13 protein-coding genes and 1 pseudogene are annotated in these 14,053 nt (G+C 61.0%); 9 read left to right on the forward strand and 5 right to left on the reverse strand.

Going from position 1 to position 14,053, the window contains the following annotated elements; translation table 11 throughout:
• Positions 1 to 7: 7 nt before the first annotated feature.
• The 3 genes from HX823_RS23755 to HX823_RS23765 are packed head-to-tail and all read right to left on the reverse strand — an operon-like array spanning position 8 to position 3,378.
• Positions 8 to 1,357: an MmgE/PrpD family protein gene (locus HX823_RS23755; RefSeq protein ID WP_177077029.1), complete on the reverse strand. Its 1,350-nt coding sequence runs from the start codon at positions 1,355 to 1,357 to the stop codon at positions 8 to 10.
• 10 nt (positions 1,358 to 1,367) lie between these two features.
• Complete coding sequence (locus HX823_RS23760; protein ID WP_038841872.1) at positions 1,368 to 2,531, reverse strand: acyl-CoA dehydrogenase family protein; 1,164 nt, start codon at positions 2,529 to 2,531, stop codon at positions 1,368 to 1,370.
• 28 nt (positions 2,532 to 2,559) lie between these two features.
• Positions 2,560 to 3,378: a MaoC family dehydratase N-terminal domain-containing protein gene (locus HX823_RS23765; RefSeq protein ID WP_177077031.1), complete on the reverse strand. Its 819-nt coding sequence runs from the start codon at positions 3,376 to 3,378 to the stop codon at positions 2,560 to 2,562.
• Between the two features lie 131 nt (positions 3,379 to 3,509).
• Here HX823_RS23765 and HX823_RS23770 point away from each other — a divergent pair, with 131 nt between their 5' ends.
• The 5 genes from HX823_RS23770 (at position 3,510) to HX823_RS23790 (ending at position 8,403) form a co-directional block, all read left to right on the forward strand.
• Positions 3,510 to 4,400, forward strand: coding sequence for a LysR family transcriptional regulator (locus tag HX823_RS23770; RefSeq protein WP_177077033.1), 891 nt, complete (start codon positions 3,510 to 3,512; stop codon positions 4,398 to 4,400).
• Between the two features lie 33 nt (positions 4,401 to 4,433).
• Positions 4,434 to 4,922 (forward strand): GFA family protein, encoded by a 489-nt coding sequence (locus HX823_RS23775; RefSeq protein ID WP_177077035.1) that lies wholly within the window; start codon positions 4,434 to 4,436, stop codon positions 4,920 to 4,922.
• A 126-nt stretch (positions 4,923 to 5,048) separates the two neighbouring features.
• Positions 5,049 to 5,945: a dihydrodipicolinate synthase family protein gene (locus HX823_RS23780; RefSeq protein WP_177077037.1), complete on the forward strand. Its 897-nt coding sequence runs from the start codon at positions 5,049 to 5,051 to the stop codon at positions 5,943 to 5,945.
• Between the two features lie 75 nt (positions 5,946 to 6,020).
• A complete protein-coding gene (locus HX823_RS23785; RefSeq protein WP_177077038.1) occupies positions 6,021 to 7,595 on the forward strand; it encodes an aldehyde dehydrogenase (NADP(+)) in 1,575 nt (524 codons plus the stop codon).
• 109 nt (positions 7,596 to 7,704) lie between these two features.
• Positions 7,705 to 8,403 carry a GntR family transcriptional regulator gene (locus HX823_RS23790; RefSeq protein WP_177077040.1) on the forward strand — a complete coding sequence of 233 codons (699 nt, stop codon included), beginning with the start codon at positions 7,705 to 7,707 and terminating at the stop codon, positions 8,401 to 8,403.
• Between the two features lie 43 nt (positions 8,404 to 8,446).
• Here HX823_RS23790 and HX823_RS23795 read toward each other — a convergent pair whose 3' ends face one another.
• Both HX823_RS23795 and HX823_RS23800 read right to left on the reverse strand, forming a co-directional pair.
• Complete coding sequence (locus HX823_RS23795) at positions 8,447 to 9,448, reverse strand: 4-hydroxyproline epimerase (protein WP_177077042.1); 1,002 nt, start codon at positions 9,446 to 9,448, stop codon at positions 8,447 to 8,449.
• Between the two features lie 21 nt (positions 9,449 to 9,469).
• A complete protein-coding gene (locus tag HX823_RS23800; protein ID WP_177077044.1) occupies positions 9,470 to 10,714 on the reverse strand; it encodes an FAD-binding oxidoreductase in 1,245 nt (414 codons plus the stop codon).
• Positions 10,715 to 11,085: 371 nt separating this feature from the next.
• Between HX823_RS23800 and HX823_RS23805 the strand changes: the two genes are divergently transcribed.
• From HX823_RS23805 to HX823_RS23820, 4 genes and pseudogenes are all read left to right on the forward strand, one after another.
• Positions 11,086 to 11,916: a transporter substrate-binding domain-containing protein gene (locus HX823_RS23805; protein WP_177077046.1), complete on the forward strand. Its 831-nt coding sequence runs from the start codon at positions 11,086 to 11,088 to the stop codon at positions 11,914 to 11,916.
• Between the two features lie 51 nt (positions 11,917 to 11,967).
• Positions 11,968 to 12,630, forward strand: coding sequence for an amino acid ABC transporter permease (locus HX823_RS23810; RefSeq protein WP_177077048.1), 663 nt, complete (start codon positions 11,968 to 11,970; stop codon positions 12,628 to 12,630).
• 5 nt (positions 12,631 to 12,635) lie between these two features.
• Positions 12,636 to 13,295, forward strand: coding sequence for an amino acid ABC transporter permease (locus HX823_RS23815; protein WP_177077049.1), 660 nt, complete (start codon positions 12,636 to 12,638; stop codon positions 13,293 to 13,295).
• Positions 13,288 to 14,027: pseudogene (locus tag HX823_RS23820) on the forward strand (amino acid ABC transporter ATP-binding protein). The gene HX823_RS23815 and the pseudogene HX823_RS23820 overlap by 8 nt, the downstream one beginning before the upstream one ends.
• Positions 14,028 to 14,053: the final 26 nt, after the last annotated feature.

Here is a 14,053-nt window from a genome sequence, read left to right on the forward strand (position 1 = left end):
CAGTTCCTCAAAGCCAGTCGGCCATGGATGCGGCATTGCGCAGGTCCCAGACCTTGTCGATCAGGGCATTGGCCTCGGCCGGTGTGCGGGCGTTGCTGAACTGGCTGAGACGCTGGAATTTGTCGGCCAGCTCCGCACGGCTCAGGGTGTTGCCCGGATCACCCTTGGGCTCGTCGATGGCGCCGTGCAGCGTGCGGCCATCCAGCGTGGTGACGGTGACGCGACCGAGCCAGCGCTGCGGGTAAGCGCCATCGACGTCGGGGTCGAGGGTCATGCTGACCTTGTCGCGAAAGGCTGAGACCGCTGGATCGGTCAACGCCAGCTCATGGAACTCGGTGAGCCCGGCCTTGCCATGCACGGCAATCAGGCCCAGCACGGTGCCCATGGAGAACTTGGCCTGGTGCACGCTGGTCGGTACTTTCACCCGGCCCAGTACATCGATGGCGCCTTGGTGCACGTGTGTTTCCACGTGGGCGATCTGTTCGGCGTGCAGGCCTTCGCGTTGCATCAAATCCAACAGCGCATCGGCGGCCGGATGGGTGTGGCGGCATGAGGCGTGGAACTTGAACGAGGTTTCCAGCAACGCCCAGCGGCTACCCAGGTCGGCGGACAACTTGGCTGGCTCGGCATCACGGGACATACCGGCCGCCAGACCTTGATCGCCCTCCAGAATATTGCGCGCGCCGGTCAGGCCGTCCGCCGTGAGGTAAGCGGCGAGCAAGCCGTCCGCCGCCGCTTTCGCCGTGTGCAGTTGCTTGGAATCGGCGGCATCGCGCAGGAACTCCCACAAGCCGGCCGCCTGGGTGCCCGCGCTGCCGAGCAGGTTGATGAAGTGTTCTTCGTTGAAATCCAGCAACTTGCCTACAGCTACCGCCGCCGCCAACGTGCCGACGGTGGCAGTGGTGTGAAAGATACGGTAGTGGGAACGGCCCATGAATTCGCCGATGCGGATACCCGCTTCATAACCGGCTACCGACGCCAGCAGCAAATCGCGGCCGGATTTGCCGAGGTCCTGGGCGGCCGCCAGCGCTGCTGGAAATACCACGGTCGCCGGGTGCAGCACGGAGCTGTTGTGCAGGTCGTCCTGCTCGACCAGATGGGATGAAGCCGCATTGATCAGCGCGGCGAAATACGCGCTGGTGCTGCCGCCATTGACGATCACCTGCGCCGGACCGCTGCTGGGGCCCATTTTCTGCGCATAATGCTCGAACAACGGAATCGGGTGCGCGCCCTGGCTTGCCAGCGCCGAGGCCAGCCAATCCAGATACAAATCTTCGGTGCGCGCCAGCACGTCTTCCGGCAGTTGCGCGTAGTTCAGCTCGGCGAGGAACCGACACAAGGCTTGGGTATGGCTCATGGTCAGGCCCTCAGAAGCTGCGTGGCAGTTCGAGCAGATGCTCGGCCACGTAGGACAGGATCAGGTTGGTGGAGATCGGCGCCACCTGGTACAGGCGCGTCTCGCGGAATTTGCGCTCCACGTCGTATTCGCAGGCAAAGCCAAAACCGCCGTGGGTTTGCAGGCAGGCGTTGGCCGCCTCCCAGGACGCCTTGGCCGCCAGGTACTTGGCCATGTTGGCACTGGCCCCGGCATTGGCGCCGCTGTCGTATTCCTCGCAGGCACGCCAACGCATCAGGTCGGCCGCTTCGATCTCGATATGCGCTTCGGCAATCGGGAACTGCACGCCCTGGTTCTGACCGATAGGCCGGCCAAACACCACGCGATCGCGGGCGTAAGCACTGGCCTTTTCGATAAACCAGCGACCATCACCGATACACTCGGCGGCGATCAGTGTGCGCTCGGCGTTGAGGCCGTCGAGGATGTACTTGAAGCCCTTGCCCTCTTCACCAATCAGGCTGTCCAGCGGCAACTCCAGGTTGTCGAAGAACAGCTCGTTGGTTTCGTGGTTGACCATATTGGCGATGGGCTGCACGGTCAGGCCGTTGCCGATGGCTTCGCGCAGATCCACCAGAAAGATCGACATGCCCTCGGACTTTTTCTTCACCTCGGCCAAAGGCGTGGTGCGCGCCAGCAGGATCATCAGGTCGGAATGCTGGATCCGCGAGATCCACACTTTCTGGCCGTTGATCACGTACTTGTCGCCACGCTGAATCGCGGTGGTCTTGATCTTGGTGGTGTCGGTGCCGGTGGTGGGCTCGGTCACGCCCATGGATTGCAGGCGCAATTCGCCGCTGGCGAGCTTGGGCAGGTAGAAGCGTTTCTGGGCTTCGCTACCGTGCCGCAACAGGGTGAACATGTTGTACATCTGGCCATGCACGGTGCCGGAGTTGCCGCCGCAGCGGTTCACTTCTTCAAGGATCACCGAGGCTTCCGCCAGGCCCAGGCCGGAGCCGCCGTACTCTTCGGGGATCATCGCCGACAGCCAGCCGGCGTCGGTCAACGCCTTGACGAAGGCTTCGGGGAAGCCTTTTTCCTCATCAATCCTGCGCCAGTACGCGGCATCGAATTCGGCGCACAAAGCGCGCACGCCTTCGCGGATGGCATTGAGTTCTTCATTGTCATTGGGGTTCATTAACGGCTCTCCGCCTGTTGTTCTTGGATTATTCGAAATGCACGCTGGCTTGCTGCGCCAGCCCTTGGGCATTGCCGGCCCACAGCTGCGCCACACCGGTTTCGGTCACGCGGCCGCCCACTTCAAACGGCTGTGGCGCAATCAACGGGCGCACACCGCGATAGGCAAAACGGCGCAAGGTGGCGCCAGGGTTGGCGCGGCAGAATGCGCGCAGGCTCAGGGTGGCGATCAGCGGCCCATGCACCACCAGGCCTGAATAACCTTCGGTGCCGGTGACATAGGGGTAGTCGTAGTGAATGCGATGCCCGTTGAAGGTCACGGCGCTGTAGCGAAACAACAGGGTTGGCGTGGGATCGACGGCCTCAGACCATTCGCCCTGCTCCAGCGCATCACCGCTGCCGGATTTGGGCGGTGTGGGTTCGCGGTAGACGATGTCCTGTTCCTCACGGATCGCCAGGCGACCGTCCTGGGAATAGTCGTGGCGCACGGTGACAAACAGCAGCGAACCGGTGCGACCGGTTTTCTCTTCGACTTGGGTAATGGTCGACACGCGGGTCGCCGCCTCACCGGCCCGCAGTGCCTGCAGGAACTCGATGCGCCCACCGGCCCACATGCGGTTGCGGTTGTCGGCCGGCGGCAGGAAACCTCCGCGGGCCGGGTGGCCGTCGCTGCCTAGCGCGGTTTCCGGCAGCGGGTCTTGGAAGAAACACCACTGCCACAGCGGCGGGATGTCCGCGCCGTCTTCGGGCACTTCTTCACCGAAGGTGGCGGCAATACGCTTGAGCAGGTTATGGCTGAGGTGGTCGTGGGCGGTTTCGCTTCGGCCGATCCAATCGGTGGCGCTCATCGGGTGCAGGTCCTCGGGCAGTGAGTGTCTGCCCCGGATCATGCAAGCCTATCGCCGTTCTGAGAATTTGCATTTCAATAAACCGGCGTTCGGTTATGCTGAACGCCGCCATCCTGCCCTGGGAGTCTTGCATGCACTTCGATCTGGCCGACCTGCGCCTGTTTATCCATATCGCCGAATCCCCCAGCCTGACCCAGGGCGCCAAGCGCGCGTTCCTCTCGCCGGCTGCCGCCAGTGCGCGGATCAAAGCCCTCGAAGGCCAACTCGACACCCGCCTGCTGTACCGCGACAGCCGTGGCGTGGAGATCACCCCGGCCGGTGAGCGTTTGCTGCACCATGCGCGGTTGATCATGCGCCAGGTGGATTACCTCAAGAGCGAATTCACCCAATACGGCGTGGATTCGGCCGGGCATATCCGCATCTTTGCCAACACCACGGCCGTCACCGAATTCTTGCCGGAGGTGCTGGCGGGCTTCCTGTCACAACGCCCCGGCGTGACCGTCGACCTGCAGGAACGACTCTCCCGCGACATCGTGCGCGGCGTGCTGGATGGCACCAGCGACATGGGCATCATCGCCGGCCCGGTGGAAGCCTCGGGCTTGCAAGTGCTGCATTTCAGCACCGATGAGTTGGTGTTGATGGTGCCGGTCGGCCACCCCTTGGCGGAACAACCCTCGGTCACGCTGGAACAGACCCTCGCCTATCAGCATATCGGCCTGCACGAAGGCAGCACCTTGCTGAGTTTCCTGCGCGAGCACGTCGAGCGGCTGGGCAAACATTTGTCGCTGCGTATCCAGGTGTCGAGCTTCGAGGCGATCTGCCGGATGGTCGAGGCCGGTGTGGGGATTGGCATCATTCCGGAGTCGGCCGCCGTGCGTCACAGCCGCACCATGCAACTGGTGACGGTGAAGCTGGATGAGCCCTGGGCGATTCGCGAGCGCAGTATCCTGGTGCGGGAGCTGGAGGCGTTGCCCGGCACCATTCGTGCGTTGATTGCCACGTTGATGCCCGATAGCGCCTAAGCTGAGCAGTCACCTTGCCAAAGGAGACTCCCCATGCAGCTTGAAGGATCCTGCCATTGCGGCGCCGTCACGTTCAGCCTCGCCAGTGCCCACCCCTACCCTTACCAGCGTTGCTACTGCTCGATCTGCCGCAAGACCCAGGGCGGTGGCGGCTATGCGATCAACCTGGCCGGTGATACCGCCAGCCTGAAGGTACGTGGGCGCAAATTCATTTCGATCTACCACGCCAAGCTCAAGCCCGAAGGCGCCAGCCGTGCCCATGCGAGTACGGCCGAGCGGCACTTCTGCTCGCAATGCGGCAGCGCGCTGTGGGTGTTCAGCCCGGAATGGCCCGAGCTGATCCATCCATTTGCCTCGGCTATCGACACGCCATTGCCGGTGCCACCGGAGCATACGCACTTGATGCTGGGGTCCAAGGCGGCCTGGGTAGAGGTCACGCTACGCAAGGGCGACCTGCAGTTCGATGAGTACCCCGATGAGTCCATTGCCCAATGGCATGCGCGACTCGGGTTAGCGCGATAAGCGCCTCGGAATTTTTTTGCCATAAAAAAATCAAGCCTTGGGTGGACAAGTTGAATTATCAAATTGTAGATTGGATACAGTTGACAATTTAACGACAACTCCATCACAACAAAAAAGGTAATTGAAATGGCAATCTGGAAAGGCGTTTTCCCTGCAGTCACCACCAAGCTGACCCAGGATGGCGAGGTCGACTTGGCGGCAACCCAAGCCAGCATTGATCGACTGATCAACAATGGCGTCTCGGGCGTTATCGTCCTGCCGATGCTGGGTGAGAACGCATCGATGAGCCTGCAGGAGCGCGAGTCGGTCATTCGCGCGGCGGTCGAAGTGGCCGCCGGCCGCGTGCCGGTGCTGTCCGGCCTGGCCGAAATCACCCTGCACACGGCGAAGAAACATGCGGCGCTGTACAAGAGCTTCGGCGCCCAAGGCCTGATGGTGTTCCCGAGCCTGGGCTACAAGACCGACCATCGCGAGACGGTGGAGTGGTACAAGGGCATCGCCAACGCAACCGACCTGCCAATCATGATCTACAACAACCCGATCGCCTACGGCGTGGACTGCACCCCGGCGATCCTGGCCGACCTGGTCGATACGCCCGAAATCGTCTGCGTCAAGGAAGAAACCGGCGACATCCGGCGTGTGACCGACATGTATGTGGCCTTCGGCGAGCGTTTCAGCATTTTTTGCGGGGTTGACGACCTGATCGTCGAAAGCAGCGCACTGGGCGTCACCGGCTGGGTATCGGGCATGACCAACGTGTGGCCGGCAGAATGCGTAAAGCTGTTCAACCTCTGTGCCCAGCAACGTTTCAGTGAGGCCCGCGAGCTGTATCACATCCTCACGCCGTCCTTTCACTTGGACGTACACGTCAAACTGGTGCAGTACATCAAGCTGGCCGAACATCTGGTTTATGGCGCGCCTGAGTGGACTCGCGCACCGCGCCTGGCACTGGTCGGCCAGGAGCGTGAATACGTGATCAGCACCGTCCAGAAGGCCATCGACACCTTCGCCGTTCGCGGCTGACACCACGGGCCCCTTCGCCACTGCAAGGGGCCCGTTTTGTCGTGCACATCTATTTTTCGTTGAGGGAGGTTTGTCATGTCCATTACAGGTGAAATGCTGATCGGCCAGTCGAAGGTTCGCGGTAAAAACGCTCAGATCTGGGGAGTCAACGCCGCCACCGGTGAAACCCTTCCCCCGGCGTTCGGCGGTGCCACGTTAGACGACCTCGACAGCGCTTGCGCCCTGGCCAGCGCTGCTTTCGATCGTTACCGCGAAACCACGCCAGAGCGCCGTGCGGTTTTCCTGGAAACCATCGCGCGCAATCTCCTCGCGTTGGGCGATGCCTTGATCGAACGCTGCATGGCCGAAACCGGCCTGCCACGCGGGCGGCTCGAAGGCGAACGGGCCCGTACGGTCAACCAACTGGCGCTGTTCGCCTCCGTTGTCCGCGATGGCGGTTTCATGGAGGCGCGCATTGATCCGGCATGCCCTGAACGCACACCGCTGCCACGCGCAGACATCCGACTGCGCAACATTGCCCTCGGCCCGGTGGCGGTGTTCGGCGCCTCGAATTTCCCGCTGGCGTTTTCAGTTGCGGGAGGCGATACCGCCTCTGCACTGGCCGCTGGCTGCCCTGTGATCGTCAAGGCGCATTCGGCCCATCCAGGGACGTCCAAACTGGTGGGCCAGGCGATTCAACGTTCAATACGTGAATGCCAATTGCCGGAGGGTGTGTTTTCCCTGCTGTTCGATGCGCAGCACAGCATCAGCCAGGCCCTGGTTGCCGATCATCGGATCAAGGCGGTGGGCTTTACGGGCTCGCAACGGGCCGGCGTGGCCTTGATGAACATTGCCGCGGCGCGTCGGGAACCGATTCCGGTCTACGCCGAAATGAGCGCGATCAACCCCGTGGTGCTGCTGCCCCATGCGCTGGCCGAGCGCGGTGCGGCGATCGCTGACGCCTTCGTCGCTTCGCTCACCCTGGGCGCAGGCCAGTTCTGTACCAACCCTGGCTTGATATTGGCAATCGACGGCCCGTCACTCGCCGCCTTCGAGCGCGCGGCAAGCACCACCCTGAGCGAAGTGCCTGCGGCAAACATGCTGACGCCTGCAATCTACGAAAGCTATTGCAAGGGCGTTGAAAAACTCAGCACGCAGCCGGGTGTAGAGCTGGTTGGCCGAGGCCGCGCGGGTGAACGGTTTCAAGGGCAGGCCGCGCTGTTTGCCACCAGCGCGCAGGCGTTCCTCACACACACGGCATTGCGTGACGAGGTGTTTGGCGCTTCATCGTTGATTGTTCGATGCCCTGATGGCCCCACACTGCTACAGGTACTTGAGGCACTGGAAGGTCAATTGACGATTGCCGTTCACACCTGCGCCGACGACTACCCAGCACTCGCCGCACTGATACCCATCCTGGAAAAAAAGGCCGGGCGTATTCTGCTGAACGGGTTTGGTACGGGCGTGGAGGTGTGTCATGCGATGGTTCATGGCGGCCCATTCCCAGCGACTTCTGACCCGCGTGCTACCTCGGTGGGCAGCCTGGCGATCAACCGGTTTCTGCGGCCTGTGTGTTACCAGGACTTTCCCCAGGCGTTGCTGCCTCCCGCACTCCAGGACAGCAATCCATTTGGCCTCAACCGAAGGGTGGAGGGCTGCGTGCAACCTTGACCTGTTTCGCGCTCATTGACTGGAAGCGTCCTACACCCGCGTGCCTGAGGTATGATCGACCGATGGGGATCTCAAATCCTGGATCCATTCACCTGTCAGTAGTTGAAGAATGCCTAAAAAAGAGCCTTTGCCCAACCTGCGCATCAAACGTCAAAGCTTGCCCGAAACCCTGGCGGAATCATTGCGTGAGCGGATTCTGAATGGGGAGTTCAAGGAAGGCGAGTCACTGATCCAAGAGACGATTGCGACCGAGTACGGTGTGAGCCGCATGCCGGTGCGTGAAGCCTTCAAGGAGCTGGAGGCGTCGGGGCTGATCACCACGCAGATTCACAAAGGCTCGGTGGTGAAGTCCATTCCCCTGGAGCAAATCGCCGAGCTGTTTGATCTGCGCGCGTTACTGGAGTCCGAGCTGCTGGAACGCTCCCTGCCGAAGATGACGGACGCGCACTTTGCAGTCACCCAGCAACTGCTGCCGCAACTTGAAGCCGCCTACCTCGACGATGACATCGCGCAATGGGGCAAACTCAACTGGCGGTTTCATGAAAGCCTGTACGCAGCGGCTGATCGCGTGCAAACACTGGCCATCGTTCAAGGCATCAATATTCAGACGGATCGCTACATCCGCTTGCAACTGTTGCTGACAGCCGGAAAAAAAGAAGCCGAAGTCGACCACCGCGAACTGCTCAAGCTGTGTGAACAAGGCGATACCAAGAAAGCGGTGCAGTTCCTGCGCAAGCACATCCAGCGCGCAGGCACTGACCTTGTCACGCTGCTCAAGCAAAAACGCGACAAAGCCCCTCAGGTTTGAATGCCGGCGGCGGCGCCCTCGGAGGGCGCCTGCCGCCATCGGTTCAACCCAACTGGAATCCATGCGCCAGTGGGTCGCGGTCATCCACAAAGAGTGTGTTGTGACCGATTACCTGGGCCCAGCCCGCAACGCTCGGCATGATGCCTGGAAACGTGCCGACCTCAGTGGCCGACTCGACCCGGCAATCGAACATCGTGCCGATGATGCTCTCGTGGACAAACTCATCGCCCACCTTCAAGCGGTTTCGCGCAACCAGTTGCGCCATACGCGCTGAGGAGCCAGTACCGCAGGGCGAACGGTCAAGGGCCTTGTCGCCATAGAACACCGCATTGCGCGCGTGGGCGCGGGGGTTCCTGGGCTTGTCGCACCACATCACATGGCTGACGCCCTGAATACGACTGTCCAGCGGGTGTACCGGCGCCAGCAGCGCCTGCGCCGCTTGCCGCACCATGGGGCTCAATCGGACGATTTCACTGACCGCCATGGAATCCAGCCCGGCCCAACCGGCCTGCGGTTCAATGATGACGTAGAAGTTGCCACCATACGCCAGGTCGATATTCAGTTTGCCGAGGGTGGGCACATCAAGTTCCACATCGGCGGCGTGAAGGTAACTGGCAACGTTGTAGAGGCGCACCTGCTCCACCGCCGCGCCCGTCCTGACGTAGTCGATTGCGACGCGCCCCGCCGGCGCCTCGATGGCAAGCGTGCCTTCGACCTTCGGCACCACCAGGCCGGCTTCCAGCGCGGCTGTGACCGTACCGATGGTGCCGTGGCCGCACATGGGCAGGCAACCGCTGACCTCAATGAACAATACGCCGATGTCGCAATCCTCACGGGACGACGGATACAGAATGCTGCCCGACATGACGTCATGACCACGGGGTTCGAACATCAAGGCTTGCCGGACCCAATCATGGTCACGCTGGAAGATCTGACGCTTTTCAGCCATTGGAACAGCGGGCAGCAATGGCGCTCCACCGACCACGACGCGCACTGGATTGCCGCAGGTGTGCGCATCGATGCAAAAGAACGTATGACGAGACATAGGAACTCCCTTTTGAACGCGTTAGTTGAAACGGCTGATTGCATAGGGTGCAAGATCGACCAGAGGCGGTTTGCCCAGGGCAATATCGCTGACCAGACGGCCGGTGGTGGCCGCCTGGGTCAGGCCGAGATGACCATGGCCAAAGGCGTAGATCACGCCAGGATGGCGCGGTGACGCACCGATCACCGGCAGGCTGTCAGGGGTCGCTGGGCGATGCCCAGCCCAACAGGTACCGCCCTCGGTGCGTAGGCCAGGAAGATAGCGCTCGGCTAGCCTGGCCAAAGCCTGGGAGCGCTTGAAATTCGCGGGTGCATGCAGCCCACCGAATTCGGCGGCGCCGCCGATCCTCAAGCCACAGCTCAACGGCGTGGCGACGAAATGGCGCTCCGCGAAGATAACTTCTCTGGATAACACCACGCCAGGCTCGGGAATGGTGGTGTTGTAGCCGCGCTCACTTTCCAGCAAGACCTTGTCCCCAAGGTGTCGGGCCAGCAGGCCGGACCACGCGCCAGCGGCGACCACGACCTTATCGGCCGGCAACCAGCTGCCATCGCCAAGCCCCACCGACACGGCGCCGCCCTCAAGGCCTGGCCGGATACCGCAGACCTCGCCAACCTGGATGCAGAGACCTCTGGCCAACAATGACTGACGCAATTTATCGACCAGGGTCTTGGGGTCCCTGACGTGGGACCACTGGGGCGTGAACACCCCGCGTGTGATCGACTGACTCAATGCAGGCTCGATTTCACGTGCTTCGTTGCCAGTCAACGTGCGCACCTCAACACCGTAGGACCGCTTGAGGCCCCACTGCAGTGCATCTTCGTCGAACGCCGTTTTTTGCTCGTAAACCGTCAGGGCGCCGAGCTGCTGCAATTCTTCGCGAAGATCATGTTCGGCGAGCAACGGCAGCAGGTCGTCATAGACCCGAGTGTTAAGTGCCGCCAATGCCGCCGTGATGCGCTTGAACTCCGAGGGTCTGCCGGCACGGGAGAACCGTAGCAGCCACGGTATCAGCCTGGGCGCGTGCGCCGGACGTATCGCCAAGGGCCCCAGGGGGTCGGCCAGCCAGCGTGGCACTTTCCACAACACGCCCGGTACCGAGGCTGGAATCACTTCCGTGACCGCGATGCCCCCGGCATTGCCGAACGACGCCTTGTCACCTTCAGGGTCGCGGTCGACCACCGTCACGCAGACGCCCTCCCTCAGCAGATAGTGCGCCGCTGCCAACCCCACGATACCGGCGCCAATGACGATTATGTGCCCCATGAATCACACCCTTCTGAGATGGAAAAAATGCACCTTTTTTCAGGCAGTCATGCCTGGACTGATCGGCCTAGCTGATTCAGTGTAGATTGGATACATTAAACACAACCTGTCAACCATCCCGGTCGTTTTGGCCAACTCCTGACACAATTAATAGCCAGCAACATCTTTTCTAGAATCTACAACCTATTGTTTTTAGTGATTTAATTTATACGTTCATGCCTATCCCTTGAACCCAGGTACAAAAAACACCCTCCCGACCTCTTTTTCTGCGAATAAACATTTGGTAGATTTTTCGCCAGATGTAGATTGGATACAACGCACACAAAGTTACACCCCTAAAAAATACAATGCCAATCAGATCGGGGATCCCCATGAACATTGCACGCCACGCAAGCGCCTCACTGCTGCTCGCCCTCGCGACAACCACTTCCATGGTCTCAGCGGCTACCAGCTCCACCCTGGACCAGGTCATTTCTTCGAAAACCCTACGATGCGGTGTGCAGCTCGACTATCCGCCAGCCGGCTTTCGCAACCAGGCCAATGAGCCGGAGGGATACGACGTTCAATACTGCAAGGACATGGCCAAGGCCCTTGGGGCAAACGCCGTGATTGTCGAAACGCCTTCCTCCGAGCGCATTCCCGCGCTGGTCTCCAATCGCATCGACGTGCTGATCGCTTCCGCCTCTATCTCACCCCAGCGCGCCATGAGCGTGAGTTTTTCCCAGCCCTACGTGAACTACACCAACGTCGTGCTCACCCGCAAAGACGCCAACATCGAACGTTTCGAGGACCTCAAAGGCCGCAACATCGGCGGCGTCACGGGCACCACGACCGAGCAGGAGCTGCAGGCTCTGCGCAAGGGCTGGGGTGACCCGAACGGCAGCTACACGGGGTTCGGCAGTGAGGCCGAGGGCTACCTGGCACTGGCCCAGGGCAAGATAGACGGCGTGATCATTGGGAATGCGTCGGCAGCCGCGCTGGTTCAGAGCGGGCAATTTCCCACGCTCGCGATCAAGGGCGTTGCGCCGACACCTCCCGACCTGTGCGGCATCGCCGTGAGAAAGTCGGACGAGCAAATGCTCAATTGGGTGAAGACATTCGTCTGGACCCAGGTCAAGAACGGTCGCTACCAGGCGCTGTATGCGCAGTACTTCGGTGATGGCGAGGCGCCTTCGCTGACGGTCGCCGGCGTGGACTACTAACCCTACCTTTCGAGCGGCCGACCTCGGCCGCTCCTGCCTGGAGCCTGCGCTATGTTCGGGTACACGTTTTACTGGTCGATGGTCTGGGAAAAACTCCCCGAGCTGATCGAAGGGGCAAAAACGACACTGGTTCTCACCGTGCTCTCAATGATCATCGGCACGCTGCTCGCCCTTACGCTGACCCTGTTGCGCCAACAAGAAAAAGGCCTGGGGTACACCCTCGCCACGTCCTGGATAGAAGTCGCCCGCAACACACCTGCGCTGTTCCAGGTGTACATGATCTATTTTGGCCTGGGCGCACTGGGGCTGCATTTCTCCAGCTACCTGGCGATGTTGCTGGCCCTGTCGTTCAACAATGCTGGCTACCTCGCCGAGATTTTTCGCGGAGGACTGCAGGCTATTCCACGGCAACAACACCGGGCTGCGAGATCCTTGGGCATTTCATCATTCGCCGCCTACACCCACGTGGTCTTTCCGCAGCTGTTCAGGATTGTCTATTTCCCCTACGTCAACCAACTCAACTGGGCGCTGCTCAACAGCTCGCTGGGCATGATCATCGGCCTGCGCGAACTCACGGGCGCCACTCAAGCCGCCCAGTCCGAATCCTTCAGGACGTTCGAGTTTTTCATCGTCGCCGCCATGATCTATTTCGTCATGTCCAAGCTGATCGAGGGCGGCGCCCGATTCACTTTCTGGCGCATGTCCAAGGGGTAGTCACCATGCAATTCCAACTGGCCTACACGGGCTTGCACTGGGGCGATATTCCCTTTGTGCTCACCGGCATCTGGCACACCCTGTTACTGACGCTGCTGGCCACCGTTCTAGGTACCCTGCTCGGCGTGTTGGTCGGCTGGCTTCGCCAGGAATCGGTTTTCGCCCGACTCACACTCGGGCCCTTCGTCAACGTCATCCGCAGCATCCCGCTGATCATCCAGTTCATCCTGGTCAACAGTCTGTTTGCCATGGCCGGCTTCGGGTTGAGCCCATTGCTCATCGGTGTCGTTGTCCTCAGCCTTTACATGGGCATGTTGACCTCGGAACTGGTGCGCTCGGGTTTGCGATCCGTGCGCCCGCAACTGAAAAAAGCCAGCCGTTCACTCGGGCTTAGCTACTGGCAGGAGCTGCGGTGTATATCCGCCCCGCTTGCCTTCCGCACGCTGCTCCCCGGCTGGATCGGCACGGTGATTGGCCTCACAAAAGACACGGCCCTGGTGAGCGTGGTGGGCTACATCGAGCTGCTGCGGGCCTCACAGATCCTGATCAACCGCTCAAACGAAGCCCTCCTGGTGCTCGCGGGCGCAGGGCTCTTCTACTTTGCGATCTGCTACCCGATTTCTCGCTACAGCCGCCATCTTGAAAAGGTAATGCACCATGATTGATATCAAGGATGTCCGCAAAAGCTTCGGCGCTGTCGAAGTCATCAAGGGCGTCAACCTGACGATCCAAAAGCGTGAAGTGTTGTGCCTGATCGGTGCCAGCGGCTCGGGGAAGTCCACTCTGCTGCAGTGCATCAATGGCCTGGAGCCGATCCAAGGAGGCCACATCCTGGTCGACGGTACGGATGTGCACGCCAAGGGAACCGACTTGAACAAGTTGCGCCAGAAACTCGGCATCGTGTTCCAGCAATACAACGCCTTCCCCCATCTCACCGCGCTGGAAAACGTCGCGCTGGCACCGCGCCTGGTCAAGAAGATCCCCAAGGCCCAGGCCCTGCAGCTGGCCCACGACCACCTGACGTTCGTCGGTCTCGGCAATCGCGCAGACATGCGCCCGGCGTGCCTGTCCGGAGGCCAGCAACAACGCTTGGCGATTGCCCGCGCCCTGGCCATGCAGCCCTGGCCATGCAGCCCGACTACATGCTGTTCGACGAGGTCACCTCCGCCCTTGACCCTGAGCTGGTGGGAGAAGTACTCGACACCATTCGCAAGCTCAAGGACTCCGGCATGACCCTGATCATGGTGACCCACGACATTGCCTTCGCCCGCGAGTCCGCGGACCGGATTGCGTTCTTCGATAACGGGTTGATCTGTGAAGTGGGCGACGCCCGCCAGGTCATCAATGAGCCTCGGGAGGACAGGACCCGGCAGTTCCTCCAGCGTGTACTGCACTGACAGCAAGCACCGTTAACAGTCTTTGA

Origin of the sequence: Pseudomonas sp. P7759, from assembly GCF_013386445.1 — a bacterium.
Classification (GTDB): Bacteria; Pseudomonadota; Gammaproteobacteria; order Pseudomonadales; family Pseudomonadaceae; genus Aquipseudomonas; species Aquipseudomonas azotoformans_A.